Here is an 18242-nt window from a genome sequence, read left to right as displayed (position 1 = left end):
GCCGGGCCGCTCAGAAGTGGTAGGTCGCCGTGGCCAGCACGTAGTCGCGATCCGCGAGCGGGCGCGTGACCGGGTTCGGCGAGCCGAGGAACTTCGCGTAGACGAGCGACAGCTGCAGGTTGCTCAGGCGCGTGAAGGTCACGCCGGCCGTCACGCGGTGGTCGCCCTGGCCGGTCAGCGAGCCGAGCGCGCCGGCGAGCGGCGACGTGCCCGTCAGGTCGTGCGTGTAGGTCAGCGGCACGTCGAGATCCCAGCCGTTGAACACGTTCTTGTAGCTGAGCGTCCACGCGATCTCCATCGCGAGCGCATTGCGCGAATTTGCGAGCGTGGTCGAGCCGTCGAGCTCGGAGATGCTGCCGGCATGCACGTACGTGAGTTCGCCGATCAGCGACTGCGAATTCGCGAGGAAGCTCGGCCCGATCGAGTAGATGCCGGACAGGTTCGTCTGCAGCACGTTCGCGCGGGTGGACTGCGGGCCGGTCGGCGTGTTGACGAGCACGGCCGCGCCCTGGCGGTACGACACTTCGCCCGCGACGTTCACCGGGCCGACCTGCGTCGAGAAGCTCGCGCCGGTCAGCTTGATGTTGCTGAAATACTTCTGCTGGTACTGGAGCGTCGGGAAGTAGGTCGTGACGACGCTCGGGTTCATGTCGTTGTAGTGCAGGTGGTACAGGCCGAGCTCCGTGTCACCGAGCACGCGGAAGCGCGCGCCGATCCCCCACTGGTTGCGCGCGCTCGGCTTGTCGTCGGGGCCGCGCGGAATGATCATCCCGCCCGGGCCGATGATGAACTGCGCGCCGGGGCCCGTGACGTCCGAATAGCTCCAGTACGTGCCGGGCGCGGTCAGCCGGTTCTGCTGGTACGAGAACTGGTAGTAGCCGAGCAGGCTGAAGTTCGGCGTGATCTGCCACTGCGTCGAGATCTGCGGCACCGGCAGCAGGATGTCCTTCACTTCGGCGCCGGCCATGTACGACTTGGTCGCGTCGGACGGCCCCTGTGCGCCGGCGATGTTCGGGAAGAACAGGCTTTCGCCCCATGCGACGACCTGGTCGCCGACCTTCACGTTCAGGCTCGTCGAGCCGATCTTGAACGTGTTGTACGCGTATGCGGCCAGCAGCGTCGTGTGGCCGCCCGACCAGTAGCGCGCGTCGCTCGTGAAGTTGTTGTACTGGCCCGACTGGTTCACGGTGCCCGGCGCGTCGTTGTAGTTCGGGCGGCGATACGCCTGGTCGTAGAACGTGTCGGCGCGCACGAACACGCCCCAGTCGTCGTGCTTCAGGTTCACTTCGCCGAGCAGGCTGACCTGGTTCTCGATCAGCTTGTTCTTCGCGAAGTTGCGGTCGCCGTCGTCGCCGTTGATGTTCGCCGGCGTGAGGAGATTGCCGCTCGGTGCGCGGGTGCGCATGCCGAGGCCGTAGCTGAGCGTGAACGTGTAGTCCAGCGTCGTGTCGGCGCCCAGCTCGATCGTGCTGCCTGCATGTGCGCCGGGAGCGGCACACGCGAGCAGCGCGGCGGCCAGCGTCGACAGCGTGGCGGTTGCCCGCTTGTCGGTACGGCGCGAAATCCGTTGATGCATGGTGTCTCCTCTTGGGGTATCGACGACGGTCGACTGTGTGTGTTGTCGTGAGAGGCAGAGTAGGGAGATCGCGGTAGCAGGGAATCGTCAAAATGAACTAGATGACTTCCCTAGGACTGGCGAACAATTCGCGCCGCACGGTTGGCCATGCGTGCATCAGCGCGCGGCCGCCTGCGCGGCCGACAGGAACGCGGGCCGCTCGCCGCCGCCGTCGAGCCGCAGGTTCGCACCCGACGTGTACGACGCGTCGGGCGATGCGAGGAACAGGCACGCGGCGGCGACGTCGTCGGGTGTCGCGAGCCGGCCGGCGGGAATCGTCGCGCGAATGGCGTCGAGCGCATCGTCGTCGCCGTAGTGGCCTTCGGCGGCCGATTCGGTCTGAACGAGGCTCGGGCTGATCGCGCACACGCGCACGCGCGGCGCCCACTCGACCGCGAGCGACGTGACCGCGTTGACGAGGCCGGCTTTCGCGGCGCCGTACGCGGCCGTGCCGGGCGACGGCCGCGACGCGCTGACGCTCGCGATGAACAGCATCACGCCGCCTTCGGGCTGCGGCTGCATGATCGCGTTCACGCGCTGCGCGAGCTGCAGCGGTGCGATCAGGTTCAGCCGCACGATCGATTCGGTGAAGCGCGGCGACGCATCGGCCGCGAGCGCGAACGGCGAGCCGCCCGCGTTGTTGACGAGCACGTCGAGGCGGCCGGCCGCGGCGCGGATCGTCGCGAGCATCGCGTCGACCTGTTCGATGTCGCGCAGGTCGGCCGCGACGAACGTCGCCGTGCGGCTGCCGTCCGCGGGCGGCGTGTCGGGCGCGCTGCGTCCGCACACGAACACGCGGGCGCCCGCCGCGAGAAACCGTTCGGCGATGCGTCGCCCGATGCCCTTGGTGCCGCCCGTCACGAGCACCGTCTTGCCGCTGTAGTCGAATCCGTTCATCGTTGCCTCCGTTTCGGTGGGCCGATGATAGGAAGAAGCGCGCGCGGCTTCGTAGTCTGAAAGGATGATGCCGGCCGGCGCCGGCGGCGCAATCATCGTGGCAGACAGCCATCGAACGACGAAGGAGACAACCCGCGATGACGATCCCCACGACGCCGCCGGCCGGCAGCTTCACCGACGTGCCGGGCGGCCTGCGCCTGCACCACTACGAGGCGGGCGCAGGCCGGCCCGTGGTGTTCATCCACGGCAGCGGCCCGGGCGCCAGCGGTTTCAGCAACTTCAAGCACAACGTGCCCGCGTTCGCGGCGGCCGGCTATCGGGCGATCGTCGTCGACCTGCCCGGTTACGGGCAGTCGTCGAAGCCGTCCGACGTCGCCTATACGCTCGATTTCTTCGTCGGCGCGCTGCATGCGCAGCTGACCGCGCTCGGCATCGGGCCGGCCGTGCTGTTCGGCAACTCGCTCGGCGGCGCGATCGCGCTGAAGTACGCGCTCGACCATCCGGACGACGTCGACGGGCTGATCATGATGGCGCCGGGCGGCGTCGAGGATCGCGACACCTATTTCCGGATGGAGGGCATCCAGCGGATGGTGAAGCTGTTCACCAACCGCCAGATGAATGACGACACGATGCGCGAGCTGCTGACGCTGCTCGTGCACGACCCGGCGATCGTCACCGACGCGCTCGTCACCGAGCGGATGAAGGTGTGCGTCGAACAGCCGACCGAAGTGCTGTCGACGATGAGCGTGCCGAATCTGACCGACGCGCTCGGCGACCTGCGAACGCCGGTGCTCGGGTTCTGGGGCACGGACGACCGCTTCAATCCGGTGGGCGGCGCGCTGAAGTTCCTCGAACGCTGCCGCGATGCGCGCTTCGTGCTGATGAACCGGTGCGGCCACTGGGTGATGGTGGAACACACCGACTATTTCAATCGGGAATGCCTCGATTTTCTTGCGACGCGGAATACGCGATAACGCCGGATGCCCTTGACGGCCGGCCTCGATGCGGGCGGCCTGTCTGAACAAAACCCTGGAGACGACATGAAGCTCATCGAAGACCTGTTCGACCTGCGCGGCAAGGTGGCCGCGATCACCGGCGGCGCGCGCGGCATCGGCGCGGAGACCGCGCGCACGCTGGCTGCCGCCGGCGCGAGCGTCGCGATTCTCGACGTGCTGTCGCAACCGGCGGAAGCGCTGGTCGAGGAAATCCGCGCACAGGGCGGCCAGGCCGCGTTCTGGTCGCTCGACGTCACGCACGAGGCCGATGTGGCACGCGTGTTCGGCGAGATCGTCGCGCGCTTCGGGCGCCTCGACGTGCTCGTGAACAACGCGGGCATCGAAGGCCACAACGTGCCGACGCACGAGCTCACGCTCGCGCAATGGCAGCGCGTGCAGGACGTGAACGTCAACGGCGTGTTCCTGTGCACGCGTGCGGCGATTCCGCATATCGACGCGGCCGGCGGTGGCTCGATCGTGAACCTGTCGTCGATGTACGGGATCGTCGGCGGGCCCGACGTGCCCGCGTATCACGCGTCGAAGGCGGCGGTGCGGATGATGGCGAAGGTCGATGCGATGCTGTACGCGGCGAAGAACATCCGTGCGAACTCGGTGCATCCCGGCTACATCCGCACGCCGATGCTCGAGGACGCGTTCCGCCAGATGGGGCAGGACCCCGATCGCGCCTTCGAGTACATGCAGACCAACGTGCCGATGGCGAAGATCGGCAGCCCGCGCGACATCGCGGCCGGCATCCTGTATCTCGTGTCGCCGGCGGGCCGTTACGTCACAGGCGCGGAGCTCGTGATCGACGGCGGCTTTACCGCGCGCTGACGCGGCGCGGCGCACGCAACGGAACAGGAGACAGGCAGTTGAAAGCGCTCGTGGCAGTGAAACGCGTGGTCGATGCAAACGTGAAAGTCGGCGTGAAATCCGACCGGACGGGCGTCGATATCGCGAACGTGAAGATGTCGATGAACCCGTTCGACGAGATCGCGGTGGAAGAGGCCGTGCGGTTGAAGGAGGCCGGCGTCGTGACGGAAGTGGTGGCCGTGTCGGTCGGCGTCGCGCAGGCGCAGGAAACGCTGCGCACGGCGCTCGCGATCGGCGCGGATCGCGCGATCCTCGTCGAATCGCATGAAGGCGTCGAGCCGCTCGGCGTCGCGAAGGTGTTGAAGGCGCTGGTCGACAAGGAGCAGCCGCAGCTGGTGATCCTCGGCAAGCAGGCGATCGACGACGATTCGAACCAGACCGGGCAGATGCTGGCCGCGCTGGCGGGTTTGCCGCAGGCGACGTTTGCCTCGAAGGTCGTGGTCGCCGACGGCCGTGCGACGGTCGCGCGTGAAGTGGACGGCGGTGCGGAAACGCTGTCACTTCAACTGCCCGCCGTCGTCACCACGGATCTGCGCCTGAACGAGCCGCGCTACGTGACGCTGCCGAACATCATGAAGGCGAAGAAGAAGCCGCTCGACATCGTGAAGCCCGACGACCTCGGCGTGGATGTGACACCGCGCCTGAAGGTGCTCGAGGTGAACGAGCCGCCGAAGCGCGCAGCCGGCGTGAAGGTGCCGGACGTGCAGACGCTGGTCGCAAAGCTGAAGACCGAAGCCAAGGTGCTGTAACAGGGAGCGGAAAGAAATGACGATTCTGGTGATTGCGGAACACGACAACGCGTCGATCAAGGCCGCGACGCTGAATGCCGTCGCGGCCGCACAGGCGCTCAATGTGGTGGGCGGCGGCGACGTTCATGTGCTCGTTGCTGGACACGATGCACAAGCGGCAGCGGACGCAGCAGCGAAGATCTCGGGTGTGTCGAAGGTGCTGCTGGCCGATGCACCGCAGCTGGCCGACGGTCTGGCCGAGAACGTCGAAGCGACGGTGATGACCGTCGCGAACGGCTACTCGCACATCGTTGCGCCGGCAACGGCCTACGGCAAGAACATCGCGCCGCGCATTGCGGCGAAGCTGGATGTCGCACAGATCTCCGAGATCACGGCGGTGGTGTCGGCCGACACGTTCGAGCGCCCGATCTACGCAGGCAACGCGATCGCGACGGTGCAGTCGGGCGATCCGGTCGAGGTGATCACGGTGCGTGCGACCGCGTTTGATCCGGTGGCAGCGGAAGGCGGCAACGCCACGGTCGAGAAGATCGAAGCGGCGGCCGATGCCGGCAAGTCGCGGTTCGTGAGCCGTGAAGTGACGAAGCTGGACCGTCCGGAACTGACGAGCGCAAGCATCATCGTGTCGGGCGGCCGCGGTCTGGGCAGCGGCGAGAACTACACGAAGGTGCTGGAGCCGCTGGCGGACAAGCTGAGCGCGGCGCTGGGCGCCTCGCGCGCGGCAGTCGACGCGGGCTACGTACCGAACGACTACCAGGTCGGCCAGACCGGCAAGATCGTCGCGCCGCAGCTGTACATCGCGGTCGGCATCTCGGGCGCGATTCAGCATCTGGCCGGCATGAAGGATTCGAAGGTGATCGTCGCGATCAACAAGGACCCGGAAGCGCCGATCTTCAGCGTGGCCGACTACGGTGTGGTCGGCGACCTGTTCACGCTCGTGCCGGAAGCGGCCGCGGCGCTCTGACCGATGCCGCTGTTCGAATTCAACGGGATGCGGCCGCGCATCGATCCGTCCGCGTATGTCGATCCGAGCGCGGTCGTGATCGGCGACGTGACGATCGGCGCGCGCTGCTACGTCGGCCCGCATGCGAGCCTGCGCGGCGACTTCGGCGCGATCGTCGTCGAAGGCGGCAGCAACGTGCAGGACGGCTGCGTGCTGCACGTCGGGATCGGCGAGACCTGCCGGCTCGGCGTCAACAGCCACGTCGGCCATGGCGCGATCGTGCATGGCGCGACGCTCGAACCCGACACGATGATCGGAATGAATGCGGTCGTGATGGACGGCGCGACGATCGGCGCCACGACGATCGTTGCCGCCTGCGCATTCGTGAAGGCCGGCTACGACGTGCCGCTCGGCGTCAACAGCCACGTCGGCCATGGCGCGATCGTGCATGGCGCGACGCTCGAACCCGACACGATGATCGGAATGAATGCGGTCGTGATGGACGGCGCGACGATCGGCGCCACGACGATCGTTGCCGCCTGCGCATTCGTGAAGGCCGGCTACGACGTGCCGCGCGGCGTGCTGCTCGCGGGCGTGCCGGGGCGCGTCGTGCGGCGGCTCAGCGACGCGGAGATCGACGCGAAGGCGAACGGTACGCGCATCTATCAGCAACTGGCGGCGGACTGCCTGAGGACGATCAGGCGGATCGACGGGTGAGCGGGCATCCGGGCGGCCCAGGATGCGACGGATTGCCGGGCAGCTTGCCGTTGCCGTAAGATCGGCACAGGCTTTCCCACCGGCATCCGCGTCACATGAAAAAGCACGTCCGTTTGCGGCTCACAGTCATTGCGTCGGCATTTGCCGTCTACAGCGTTTATATGCACATCCAGCAGTTCATCAGTGGCTGCGTGTGGGTCAGGGGCCATCAGCGCTGCAGTTTCGAAAACAGCACGAACTTCGAAGGCTGGATGGATCTCGACCTGATGATCGCGTGCTGCTGGGTCGCCGCGGCGGTGGTGGGCTGGATCTCCGTCATGCAGGCCGCGAAGAAGCCGGGTTGAAGGCGGGCGCTTCCGTTACGCGAAACCGGTCGCTGTCAATCCGTGACAACGACCATTCATGCGGCATCGCCGCAATCGTCAGCGTCGCCTCGGATCTCCGCGCCGCAGGCGCAACCGCCCGACAGGATCGGGTTCCGCTCCGTCGACGCGCTGGTCGGCTCGGACGCGGGTACGAGCGTTGCCATCCGTCGGCCGTCGTTGTGCTTTTTCCTGCCGTGCCCGGATAATGACCCGGCGTCGCGCACGCCGCGCGAGGGGAGGCTTCCATGCAATTTCCGACGGGATCGGTGGTCGCGCTCAGTTCGGCCGCCGCGACGATGTTTTCGATGGGCATGCTGTTTCTCGGCTACTGGGGCTGGCACGAGCCGCTGCCGTGGCGGTTCGGCGACTACGTCGTGATCCTGCCGGCGCTGGCCGGGTTCGCGTGCCTCGTCAGCGTGCCGTTTCTCGCCACGTCACCGATGAAGACCCCCGACGACGAATCGCGGATGTTCGTCGCGCGGCGCGTGTTTCTGTGCGGCGCGAGTGCGTTGTGGTGTGCGATCGTCGCGTCGCTGGTCGTGTGAGATTCGTGCAGGATTCGCATGCGCCGAGGTCCGCCGGTGCGGTCTTGCACGGGCGCGTCGAAACGTCTTCCACGCGCGCTTGAACGGCGGTTTTCACGCGTCGATTGGGGCCGCCGCGACGGCTTTGATTTCCCCCGTGCCGTGCACTAGATTCGAAGCATTCCTGTGTAGCCGAGCGCGAGGTGGAGCCATGACGCCGTGGGAGATTCAGGGCACCGAATTGATGAATTGCAATTGCTCATACGGTTGCCCGTGCCAGTTCAATGCGCTGCCGACCCATGGCCATTGCGCGGCGATGGGGGCGATCGAGATCGACAGCGGCCACTACGGCGACGTGGTGCTCGACGGCGTCAGGATCGCGGTCGTGTTCGAGTGGCCGGGGGCCGTCCACGAGGGGCGGGGCCGGTGCCAGCCGATCGTCGACGAGCGCGCCAGCCCGGCCCAGCGCGAGGCGGTGCTGAAGATCATGACTGGTCAGGATACCGATCCGTTCGCGACGATGTTCTCCGTCTACGCTTCGACGCTCGAGCAGGCGTTCGATCCGATCTTCGCGAAGATCGATTTCGACGTCGATGTCGACGCGCGGCGTGGCCGGATTCACGTCGACGGCGTGTTCGACCTCGCGGGCGATCCCATCCTCAATCCGGTGTCGGGCGCCGAGCATCGCGCACGCATCGACCTGCCGCACGGCTTCGAATACGAGCTGGCCGAAATCGGCTCGGGCACGTCGCGCTCGCAAGGCCACATTCCGCTGACCCTCGACGGCAGCTATGCGCAGTTCGCGCGGCTGCACCTGAACAACCACGGGGTGGTCAGGCATCGCGTCGCGGCATGACTCCCGTCGACCACTGGCTCGGGCGCGAGCGCGTCATCACGCTGCTCGGCATCGCGGCGCTCGTCGGTCTGTGCTGGTTCTATCTTTTGACGGGCGCGGGAACCGGCATGTCGGCGCTGGACATGACCGCCGTTGCGCTCTTTCCGCATCGCCTGAAGGGCGCCATGGGCAGCATGGATCCGTCGCTGGCCACCGTGATCGTGATGTGGTGGGTGATGATGATCGCGATGATGACGCCCAGCGCGGCGCCGCTCGTGATGCTGTACCGGCGGGTGCTGCGACAGCGCGGCGTGGACGGGGCGGGTTCGGCGTTCACGTCGCTGTCGCTGCTGGCAGGCTACCTGGCCGCATGGCTCGCGTTCTCGATCGGCGCGGCGCTGCTTCAGGCGATGCTGCAGCCGGCCGGGCTGATCTCCGCGATGATGCTGTGGTCGAAGAGCGCCGTCCTTTCCGCGATCGTGCTGGCGCTCGCCGGGCTCTATCAATTCTCGTCGCTGAAACGCGCGTGCCTTCGGCAATGCCGGGCGCCGGCCGGGTTCCTGGTCGCGCACTGGCGTCCAGGCGTCACCGGCAGTTTCCTGCTTGGCGCGCGGCACGGCATGGTTTGCGTCGGCTGCTGCTGGTTGCTGATGGCGCTGCTGTTCGTCGGCGGCGTGATGAACGTCGTGTGGATCGCCGCGCTGTCGCTCTTCGTGTTCGCGGAGAAGATCCTGCCCGGCGGCGAACGTGTCGGGCGCGCGCTGGGCGTCGTGCTGATTGCGTGGGCCGGTGCGACGTTGATCGTGTGACGGGCCGTCATGGGCAAACCGGCGCGGACGTGCGGAATCGCCATGGACGGGTGACGGCCGGTCGCGGCCGGTCCTGCGTCGAGCGATGCCGGCATTTTCACTGCGGGATGCTACGTAACGCCGGGCCTGCGTTACGCACGCGTTACCCGGAACGCGAGGCTCGATCTCGCTGATGAAGGCGAGCCCGGATGCGATGCGTCGGGCCCCGGACGGCCGTTGGAACAGGGCAGTCCGGCGTGTGCGTGAAGTCGTCGTAGATGCCGATCGCAATGGCACGATAGGTGCTTGTCGGGATGATCGAGCTAAAAAGCGAACGGGGGCTTCCATGCAAAATCATTTCATCAAGGCGAACGTTGCGGTCGCCGCCATTGCGGCGGCTTGCGCGCTGGCGGCGTGTGGCGGCAACGATGTTACGGCGCCTAAGCCGGGTGGTAACACGATCGGAACGAGTACGAGCGGCACTGGCGGGACGAGTGGAACCAGCGGGACGAGTGGAACCAGCGGCACGAGCGGAACCAGCGGGACGAGTGGAACCAGCGGCACGAGCGGAACCAGCGGGACGAGTGGAACCAGCGGCACGAGTGGAACCAGCGGAACCAGCGGAACGAGTGGAACCAGTGGCACGAGTGGAACCAATGGCACCGGCGGGACGAGTGGAACCAGCGGCACCCCCGGCACGAACGGCATCATCAGCTCCGTCGGTGTGGTCGTCATGGACGCCGGCGCCACGATTTCCGGCGAGAGCCCGCCGGGACCGACCAAGGGCGTGACCACCGGCCTCGGCAACACGGTCGCGGGCGCGGGCACGATCATCCGCGACACGTCGAACGCCGTGAGCAACGGCATCGGCCAGACCGGCTTCACGGCGAACCCGGTCGGCACGACGGTCGCCGGGTTGGGCTCCATCGTCGGCTCGACGAGCAACCCGGTCACCGGCCTCAGCGACACGGTGAAGGCGCTCGGCACCGGCCCGCTGTCGCCGTTGGCGCCGCTCACGACGCCGGTCGGCGGGCTGCTCGACACCGTCGCCGGTGGCCTCAAGACGGGCGGCACGATGCTCGGCGCGGCCCTGTCGTCGGGCCCGGTCCAGCAGACGACGCAGGCGATCAGCACGGCGATCACGCCGCTCGTCACGACCGTCGGCCAGGTCACGCAGCAGGTCGGCACGGCGACCGGCCTCGGGCAGCCCGTCGCGGGCCTGCTCGGGCAGATCGGCGGCGCGATCACGTCGGCGGGATGGAAGGTGACGTCCACGTCGCCCCAGCCGCTGGTCAGCGGCGTCGGCGACCTCGTGCGCGCGGTCGGCAACACCGTGACCAACGCGGGCGGCCTCGTGAACCCGGGCGGTGCGAACGGCGCGGTGCCGGTCGCGGGCCTGGTGACGAGCGTGGTCGGCGGCATGCCGGCGATCGTCCACAACGGTTCCACGACCGGCACGACCGGCACGGGCGGCGGCTCACCGTTGGGTGGTCTCTCCAACCCGCTCGCACCCGTTACGGGGCTGGTGGGCGGCCTGCTGGGCGGCTTGGGTGGCCTGGGCGGCAAGTAACCGATCGATTGAGATCGTCATGGCGGTAACCGGCCAACCGACAATCGGCCTCCGGTTACCGCCAACCAGAATGGCTTGATGATCCCCTGCGGGAAGCGGATCGGACGGGGCCTCTCGATGTGTCAATCGCGCACGACGTCGCGCTGCGACGGCGGTCGCGCCAGCCCGCGTGCGGGCAGCGGCGTCGACATCACGATCGACGTGCGCGTTTCGCCGTACAGGTTGATGCGTTCGATCAGTTGTTCGAGATGGGTCATGCTGATCGCGGCGAGCCGCATCATGTACGAGTCCGCGCCCGTCACGTGATGGCATTCGACGACTTCGGGAATGGTTTCCAGCAACCGGAGGAATTTTGCTTTTGCCGGTTGCGGCACCGTGATGCCGATCAGCGCGCTGACCGGATAGCCGGCCGCGGCAGGATTGATCCGGGCCGTGTAGCCCTCGATGACGCCGGCCGCTTCGAGGCGCTTCACACGTTCCGTCACCGCCGGCACCGACAGGTGCACCTGGCGGGCCAGTTCCGTGTAGCTGATGCGGCCGTTGGCCTGCAACAGCGTCACTACCTTCCAGTCCAGATCATCCATCGCGGCGGAAATTTTTAAGGCGGAGCGGCCATTTTTCCTTAAAAACCGCATTCAGCGATGACGGGACTTTCCCTACGATGCCTGTTCAACACGTTACATGTCGCAGGGAGCAGGCGATGCTGTTCATCAAGTCAGTCGTGATGGGGCTATCGATCGCGGTGCCGGTCGGGCCGATCGGCATGCTGTGCATCCAGCGCAGCCTGAGCCGCGGCTTCCAGGCGGGATTCGCGACGGGCGTCGGCGCCGCGTGCGCCGATGCGATCTACGGCCTGCTCGGCGCGCTCGGCATCGCGGGTATCGTCACGGCGTTCCCGATGCTGACCGTCGGCCTGAAAATCGGCGGCGGCGCGTTTCTCGTGTGGCTGGCGTGGACCATCGCGCGCCAGGCGCCGGCCGCGTCGACGGCGCAGCGCGACCTGCCGCGCACGACCGTCCTGCGCGATTTTGTGACGACGTTCGGCCTGACGCTGTCGAACCCGATGACGATCCTGTCGTTCGTCGGGATTTTCGCGGCGCTCGGCCCGCTGTCGGGGGCGCGGGAAGGGGCGGTGTGGCCGGCCGTGACGCTGATGGTCGCCGGTGTGTTCATCGGTTCCGCGACGTGGTGGCTATGCCTGAGCGGCACGACCGCCGCGCTGCGCACGAAGATGTCGTTCGCGTTCATGCACGGGCTGTCGCGCGTGTCGGCCGCGGTGATCGCGGTATTCGGCATGATTCAGGTGGTCGCGGGCGTGCGCGGGGTCATCTAGGTCGGTGCGTCGCGCGGATCGCGTTGCGACCGGCCAAGAGCCGCCAGTCATCCCCGGGCCGGATCGGCCATTTAGCGCCCTGACATCCAGGGCCGCATGCGGCCATCCCCGGACGGAGCGATTACGCGGCTGGCCGACGAAGCATTGCCAGCAATACGCCGAATCCGATCATTAGCGAACCACTGGCCCGGTTCAGCCACATAAAGCCCTTGGGGTTTGTCGCCAGCGAACGCAGCCGCGCGCCGATCACGGCGTAGGTCACGATGGCCACGAGTTCCAGCATCAGGAACGTCGCGCCGAGTGCGGTGAAGCTGATGGCGTAGTGCGTCGGGTCAACGAACTGGGGAAAGAACGCCGTAAAAATCAGAATGGCCTTCGGATTGCCGGCCGCCACGTAGAATTCCTGTTTGCAGTGTTTCACCAGCAAATCCGCCCGGTCCTTCCGGGCCGCCGCCGGCCCCGTCTCGACGACAGGCTGCTCGGTAGACTTCGAACGCAGCAACTTGATACCTAGCCAGACGAGATAGGCTGCGCCGCCGAACTTCAATACCAAGAACAAGGTTTCGGAAGCGAGCAACAATGCGCCCAGGCCGAACCCGGTAATCGCGATCATGATGGCGAACGCCGCGAGACGCCCAAATGACGCGGTCACCGAATGCAGCACACCGTTGCGTGCGCCGTTGGACAGCGAGAGGACGTTGTTCGGTCCGAAGGCCATGTTGAGCGCAAAGCAGGCCGGCAGAAACAGCAGGTAGGTATGCAATGACATGTCGTGAATATTCGAGGTTGTTTGCCGCAGTTTACAACGGTGAAAACGTCCCGTGACCCCCATCGAAGCGCGTTCGGTCGCCATTGCGGCCACCGCCATGTCCGTGACGATCACCCCAGCTCGAACGACGTCACCCCGAACACGCGATCGATTGCCATCGCCGGCGCGTCTTTCGTGTACATCCGTGCGGTTTCGAACACGCTCGTCATGCCGTGCCGCTCGGCCAGCGCGACGGCCGCGGGGTTCGTTTCCGGCACGTCGAGCACGATGACCTCGCCGGGCATGCGCGCCGCCAGCGCGCGAAACAGCCCGGTGGCGACGCCCGCGTCGTCGGCGAAAAGCGGGCCGATCTTGCAGCCCGTCCTGCAACGGCGCACGACACCGTAGCCGGCGACACGGCCGGCGTCGATCGTCGCGAGCGCAACGGCATCCGGCTGCGCGATCCAGGTGGAGATGAAACGCTCGCGCGCCGACGGAAAGCACTGGCGATCGTAGGCAAGCAACTGCTCGAAGGGCACGTCGGCCGCTGCCACCACGTGCGCGCACCCGATGCCGTCCACGCGCCCCTCATAGCGGATGTTGCGGTACGCAAGCTCGAATCCGGATTTCCTGTAGTTCGCCTGCTGGGCCACGACACCATCGAGCCCGATGTTGCGGTCTCCGAGGTAACGCATGCCGTGCTGCCAGGTTCGGATGCCGAAGCCTTTGCCGCGGAACCCGGGTTTCACGATGTAGAGGCCGATGAAGCCGAAGCGTTCGTCATAGGCGACAGCAGAAATGCACGCGACCGGCTCGCCGCGCCATACGCCGACGAAGAACCCGGCGGGGTCCGCTGTGCTGAAACAGGCAGGATCGTGCAGGCCGGGGTTCCAGCCTTCTGCCGCCGCCCATTCGACCGCCATGGCGACCTCGTCGGCCGACATGGTGCGCACGATGAAGTCTCCGCCTTGGTTCATGGTTCACCCCAGTCGCTGCGCCTTCAGGATTGCGCGTTGCGTTACCGGCTGCCGAGCCGAAGCAGCCATGACGGGCGAGTTGCCCGGTTTGGCGCCGTTCCCGTCAGCGAAAAGTCTATGGATGGATGGTTTCGCCGCGATTCAGCATGTCGATGAATTCCCCGATTTTGCGCGCCCGTGTTTCCGGCTTCTTGGCATTCTGTATCCGATACAGGATGGCATAACGGTTACGGCTGTTCAGTGTCGCGAAAAACGTGCGGGCTTCCGGATTGGCGTCCAAAGCCGCCTGAAGGTCGTCCGGCACGGTCGAATTGCTTGCCGACGTATAGGCAGCCTGCCAGCGGCCGTCCTTTCTCGCTTTCTCGATTTCGCACAGGCCGGGCGGGCGCATTCTGCCTGCGGCGATCAGCGCTTCAGCCCTGTCCGTGTTGAGTTTGGACCAGATGCTTTTTGCGGAGCGCGGGGTGAAGCGTTGCAACCAGTATTGCTCGCTCTCGGCCCGCTTTTGACCATCGATCCAGCCATGGCAGAGGGCGCTTTCCAACGCCTGTTCGTAGGTGAGGGTTCGCTGCCCGGTACCTTTTTTCGCCAGGCGCAGCCATGTTCCGGCCGACGTGCTGCCGTTCTGCCCTAACCAGTTTTCCCATTCGACCTGACTGGTGAATGTTAGGGCGCATTCGGTCATGTCGCTATCCTGAATGGTGGAGTACATGGGCGGGGAAGGCGTCCGCAGTCTAACAGTGTTGATACGGACAGCAACGTGCGCAGTGCGACGAAAGACCGGCGGCTCGTCAGCCGTCCGTCGGTCGCCCGGTTTGGGGGCGGCATCACCCGTTTCAGGCATCCGGTGGCGCAGGGATCGGATGCGCGATTTCAAATGGGAGGCTTCGCCAGCTATCCGGCCGAAGCCTCCCCATCCCGGTCAGAACGTGTAGCTGACCTTCCCGAACGCCGTCCGCCCGAGCGTGTTGTACCCATACGCGGTCATGTACTGCCGGTCGAACAGGTTCGACACCGTCGCCGACACCGTCAGGTGCGAATTGATCCGGTACGACGCGCGCAAGCCCACCGTCAGATACGAAGGCAGATAGGTCGAATTGGCCGGATCGTCGAACGTCGTGCCGCCATAAAGCAGCGACGCCCCCGTGCTCAACGCATGCAGGTGCAGTTCATCCCACGTGTGATCGATGTTGAGACTGACCGTCTGGCGCGGCCGGCGGTTGAGCCACGAGTCGTTGGTCTCGTCCTGCGGATTCAGGATCCCGACCGCGAGGCTCACCGGCGTCGAGCGGCCGATCGTCCCCTTGTACGACAGGTCGATGCCGCGAATATGCGCGCGGCCGATGTTGATCGGCGAGAACGTCGCCGGGTTGTACGCGATCAGGTTGCTGACACGCGTATCGTAGATCGCGGCCGTGAACGTACCGTACGACGTGTTCGCATCGACCGCTGCCTCGACCGACGTGCTGCGTTCCGGGCTGAGGTTGGGATTGCCGTAGCCGGGGTAGTACAGGTCGTTGAACGACGGCAGCTTGAACGCATTGCCGTACGACACACGCGCCGTATACACCGGCGTGATCGCCCACGACAGCGCCGCGTTACCCGTATTCACGGACCGCCCGGCGATGATTTCATGACGCCCCGCGAGGAACATCGTCACGCTGCCGAGCGTTGCCGACTGGTGCAGCGAGAACGCGGAATCGTTGCGCGTCGGCACCCCGTTCGGAATGTCGACCGGCAGGAATGCCTGCTCGCGCGTGAAGTCGTAGGCGAGCTTGGTTTCGCCCGACAGCGGCAGCCCGAACAGATGGAATCCGCGCGCCTGATGCGTCAACGACGTCGACGTGCTGATGCGCTGCGAATTGATCTGGTCGGTCGGGATGGTCGGATCGCTCGCGTAGATGAACCCGCGATCGTTCGCATAACCGAACGACTGGTCGAACTGCGTGTCCGGCGTGATATCGAGGTGGAACGCGAGACCGGTCGTCAGCTGATGATCGAGCTGGCGGTTCGCATAGCCGCGGTTGTCGTAGGACAGATCGGACCGGTGATACAGCGCGAACGTCGAGATCGACCAGTTGTCGCGCGCGTAGCCGAGGCGGGCATCGAGATCCTGCGCGTGGTACGGGTTGCGGCCCGCCTCGTGCCCGTACGCGAAGGGCCGCGTCGCGTCGATGCCGGCCGTGTTGTACGAATGCAGGCCGAGCGAGTAGGTGAGCCCGCCGAGCGCGGCGAGCGGCCCGGTCGACGGCACGGTGCCCGACGTGCGCAGTTGCGTGTCGAAGGTCTTGTTCGACCCGCCGCCGAACGACACGGTGGTCTGGTTCGGCTGGTTGGCCGCGCGGCGCGTGAAGAGCTGCACGACGCCGCCCATCGCATTGGCGCCGAACGACGCGGCGGCCGGCCCCGAGATCACTTCGACACGTTCGAACGATTCGGTCGGCAGGTCCGCCCACGGCGCGATGCCGGTGGTCGGCGAGCCGATCCGGATGCCGTCGATGAACACGGCGACCTGGCTGGCCGACGAGCCGCGGATGCTGACCGACGCGGACGAGCCGGGCCCGCCGTTCTGCGAGACGGTCACGCCGGGCAGCGTCGCGAGCGCCTGCGTGATGCTCGGGTCGCTCGGCGACAGCCGGTCGAGATCGGTACGCGTGAGCACCTGGGTCGTCGCATAGCGCTGGTCGAACGACTCGGGCAACCGGCGTGTGTCGGTCACGTTGATCGTCGGCAGGTTGGCGCCTTCGGCGGCCGGGGCCGGTTGCGCAACCGCGGTGTCGCCGGCTGCGTGGGCGAGCGGCGAGAGGAGTGCGGTCGCGGCCGACGTGGCAAGGAGGTGTCGAATCTTCATGAGGCTGTCGTTGTGGTCGGGCTGCGCATGCGTCGATCGGGGGAGCGCGGCGGGCAGCGCCGGTTTTGTAATCGGTGATCGGGCTATCGCGCGAGCGGGCCGAGCGGGCCGCGGTCGCGGGCGTCGGCGCGGCACATGCCGGCGGACGCGATCGATAGAGAACGGCGCGCGCGAGCAGGCGGGCCGTGCATGCCGGCGGCGTGCCGGCGCGACGCTTCCGGTGAGGAAGCGGATGCGGTAACAGTGGACATCGGGCGGATCCTGAGGTCGGGCCGTCCATGCAACGGGCACCGCCAAAGGCGGTGTTGGCGCATCGGGACACCCCGCCCGGTGCGGCTGCTTGGACCTCGGGTCGATGGCAGGTCTCCTGGCTCGCGGGTCCTGATTCGTGCCGGCCTTCCCGGTTTCCCAGTGGCATGCAGTGGCACGGATTCGCCGCTCACAGTTGCGGGGGCAGCCGCAGATTCGAGGCGCTGCCTCTCCTGCGTTCCCTTTTGATCCCATTCCTGGGAACCATCAGCGCGCAAGGGTAATGGCGTGTACTCCGACGCGTCAATTGTCGGGCAGCCCCCGGATGCGAAAAAACGTCATCGATGCGCAAAAACTTTCGAAATCCTTTCTTTCATGCGTCGATCGCGCGTTTCATGTCTGACGAAATGGCGTGGTGTGCTGCGATGCAATCGCGCCGGTACCGGCTCGGTGCGACACCCGTCCACCTGACGAACGCGCGGCGGAAGGCTTCCTCGCCGCCGAACCCGAGATGCGCGGCGATCCGCGCGACCGGCCAGTCCGACTCGCGCAGGCAGCGGCGCGCGGCCTCGGAGAGGCATTGCTCCCGCAGCACGTGATAACCGCTGCCTTCGGCCACCAGCCGCCGCCGCAACGTCGCCTCGCTGACGCCCAGCCACACGGCCAGCTCCGCGAGTGCCGGCAACGCCTGCTCGTGCGCGAGCGCCGCGTCGAGAAAACCGCGCACCTGCTGCGCCCACGACACGACGGCCGGCGCCGCATCGATCAGGCGAAACGGAAAATCGACGAGAAACGCGTCGAGCTCGGCTGGCTGCCGGATCACGCGGCATTCGAGCCGCGCCGCATCGAATGCGAAGCCATAGGTCCTGCGGCCCACCTCGACCGGCGCATTGAACAACCCGAGCAACGGCATCGCGTCGTCGCGGCGCGGATGGCCGAGCCACACGTCGGTCGGCCGCAGCGGCTGCCCGATCAGCCAGCCGAACAGCTGCAGATAGCAGAACAACCCCGTCAGGTCGACGAGGCACGCGGCCGGGCTGCGGGTGCGGCGCAGCGAGTCCATCCGGAACGTCGCGCGCCCGTCACGCACGGTGAGCGACAACGCGCCGGCGCGCGGGGTCAGCATCTCGCCGAATTCGCGCGCGCTGCGGATCGCGTCGGCGAGCGTCGCGCAGCTCAGCAGGCAGCGGCACATCAGGTCGACTTCGCGCTTGCA

The 18242-nt window shown here is 66.7% G+C and carries 19 protein-coding genes, 1 pseudogene and 1 riboswitch; of the genes and pseudogenes, 12 read left to right on the top strand and 8 right to left on the bottom strand.

The window, feature by feature from the left end:
- Positions 1-10: 10 nt before the first annotated feature.
- A complete protein-coding gene (locus G3N98_RS26495; protein WP_089496850.1) occupies positions 11-1576 on the bottom strand; it encodes a DUF1302 family protein in 1566 nt (521 codons plus the stop codon).
- Positions 1577-1732: 156 nt separating this feature from the next.
- Positions 1733-2512, bottom strand: coding sequence for an SDR family oxidoreductase (locus tag G3N98_RS26490; RefSeq protein WP_206149649.1), 780 nt, complete (start codon positions 2510-2512; stop codon positions 1733-1735).
- 137 nt (positions 2513-2649) lie between these two features.
- Between G3N98_RS26490 and G3N98_RS26485 the strand changes: the two genes are divergently transcribed.
- The 11 genes and pseudogenes from G3N98_RS26485 to G3N98_RS26440 all read left to right on the top strand — a co-directional run bounded on the left by G3N98_RS26485 (position 2650) and on the right by G3N98_RS26440 (position 10868).
- Entirely contained in the window at positions 2650-3486 is an 837-nt protein-coding gene (locus G3N98_RS26485; protein WP_206149648.1) for an alpha/beta hydrolase, read from the top strand.
- A 66-nt stretch (positions 3487-3552) separates the two neighbouring features.
- On the top strand, positions 3553-4341 hold the full coding sequence (locus G3N98_RS26480) for an SDR family NAD(P)-dependent oxidoreductase (RefSeq protein WP_089427384.1): 789 nt from the start codon (positions 3553-3555) through the stop codon (positions 4339-4341).
- Between the two features lie 38 nt (positions 4342-4379).
- On the top strand, positions 4380-5129 hold the full coding sequence (locus tag G3N98_RS26475) for an electron transfer flavoprotein subunit beta/FixA family protein (RefSeq protein ID WP_206149647.1): 750 nt from the start codon (positions 4380-4382) through the stop codon (positions 5127-5129).
- 16 nt (positions 5130-5145) lie between these two features.
- Positions 5146-6090 (top strand): FAD-binding protein, encoded by a 945-nt coding sequence (locus tag G3N98_RS26470; RefSeq protein WP_206149646.1) that lies wholly within the window; start codon positions 5146-5148, stop codon positions 6088-6090.
- 3 nt (positions 6091-6093) lie between these two features.
- Positions 6094-6486: pseudogene (locus tag G3N98_RS40390) on the top strand (phenylacetic acid degradation protein PaaY); the annotation flags it as partial.
- Positions 6472-6786 (top strand): hypothetical protein, encoded by a 315-nt coding sequence (locus G3N98_RS40385; protein ID WP_346779110.1) that lies wholly within the window; start codon positions 6472-6474, stop codon positions 6784-6786. The pseudogene G3N98_RS40390 and the gene G3N98_RS40385, both read left to right, overlap by 15 nt.
- Positions 6787-6881: 95 nt before the next feature.
- On the top strand, positions 6882-7130 hold the full coding sequence (locus G3N98_RS26460; protein WP_089432756.1) for a hypothetical protein: 249 nt from the start codon (positions 6882-6884) through the stop codon (positions 7128-7130).
- 266 nt (positions 7131-7396) lie between these two features.
- On the top strand, positions 7397-7696 hold the full coding sequence (locus G3N98_RS26455; protein ID WP_043186617.1) for a hypothetical protein: 300 nt from the start codon (positions 7397-7399) through the stop codon (positions 7694-7696).
- A 190-nt stretch (positions 7697-7886) separates the two neighbouring features.
- Positions 7887-8531: a DUF1326 domain-containing protein gene (locus tag G3N98_RS26450; protein WP_089432754.1), complete on the top strand. Its 645-nt coding sequence runs from the start codon at positions 7887-7889 to the stop codon at positions 8529-8531.
- Positions 8528-9319: a DUF2182 domain-containing protein gene (locus tag G3N98_RS26445; RefSeq protein WP_089474962.1), complete on the top strand. Its 792-nt coding sequence runs from the start codon at positions 8528-8530 to the stop codon at positions 9317-9319. Before G3N98_RS26450 ends, G3N98_RS26445 begins: the two co-directional genes overlap by 4 nt.
- 325 nt (positions 9320-9644) lie before the next feature.
- Positions 9645-10868, top strand: a complete 1224-nt coding sequence (locus G3N98_RS26440) for a collagen-like triple helix repeat-containing protein (protein ID WP_206149644.1) — start codon at positions 9645-9647, stop codon at positions 10866-10868.
- 122 nt (positions 10869-10990) lie between these two features.
- On the opposite strand, the gene G3N98_RS26435 is transcribed toward G3N98_RS26440, so the two are convergent.
- Positions 10991-11452 carry an Lrp/AsnC family transcriptional regulator gene (locus G3N98_RS26435; protein ID WP_069251667.1) on the bottom strand — a complete coding sequence of 154 codons (462 nt, stop codon included), beginning with the start codon at positions 11450-11452 and terminating at the stop codon, positions 10991-10993.
- Positions 11453-11568: 116 nt separating this feature from the next.
- On the opposite strand from G3N98_RS26435, the gene G3N98_RS26430 reads away from it, so the two are divergent.
- Positions 11569-12201 (top strand): LysE family transporter, encoded by a 633-nt coding sequence (locus G3N98_RS26430; RefSeq protein WP_206149643.1) that lies wholly within the window; start codon positions 11569-11571, stop codon positions 12199-12201.
- A gap of 121 nt (positions 12202-12322) precedes the next feature.
- Here the strand turns inward: G3N98_RS26430 and G3N98_RS26425 are convergent, their stop codons facing one another.
- The 5 genes from G3N98_RS26425 to G3N98_RS26405 form a co-directional block, all read right to left on the bottom strand.
- Positions 12323-12970, bottom strand: coding sequence for a LysE family translocator (locus tag G3N98_RS26425; RefSeq protein ID WP_175238509.1), 648 nt, complete (start codon positions 12968-12970; stop codon positions 12323-12325).
- A 110-nt stretch (positions 12971-13080) separates the two neighbouring features.
- Entirely contained in the window at positions 13081-13926 is an 846-nt protein-coding gene (locus G3N98_RS26420; RefSeq protein WP_089474959.1) for a GNAT family N-acetyltransferase, read from the bottom strand.
- A 115-nt stretch (positions 13927-14041) separates the two neighbouring features.
- On the bottom strand, positions 14042-14611 hold the full coding sequence (locus tag G3N98_RS26415) for a YdeI/OmpD-associated family protein (RefSeq protein ID WP_206149642.1): 570 nt from the start codon (positions 14609-14611) through the stop codon (positions 14042-14044).
- 237 nt (positions 14612-14848) lie between these two features.
- Complete coding sequence (locus G3N98_RS26410) at positions 14849-16777, bottom strand: TonB-dependent receptor (protein ID WP_206149641.1); 1929 nt, start codon at positions 16775-16777, stop codon at positions 14849-14851.
- Positions 16778-17116: 339 nt separating this feature from the next.
- Positions 17117-17310: riboswitch (cobalamin riboswitch) on the bottom strand.
- An 89-nt stretch (positions 17311-17399) separates the two neighbouring features.
- A partial coding sequence (locus G3N98_RS26405) for an AraC family transcriptional regulator (protein ID WP_206149640.1) occupies positions 17400-18242 on the bottom strand: 843 nt, incomplete at its 5' end.

The sequence above is a fragment of the Burkholderia sp. Tr-20390 genome (assembly GCF_017104595.1).
Taxonomy (GTDB): Bacteria; Pseudomonadota; Gammaproteobacteria; order Burkholderiales; family Burkholderiaceae; genus Burkholderia.
The sequence above is the reverse complement of the archived record's forward strand: the minus strand, read 5'-3'. Positions and strand labels throughout refer to the sequence as shown.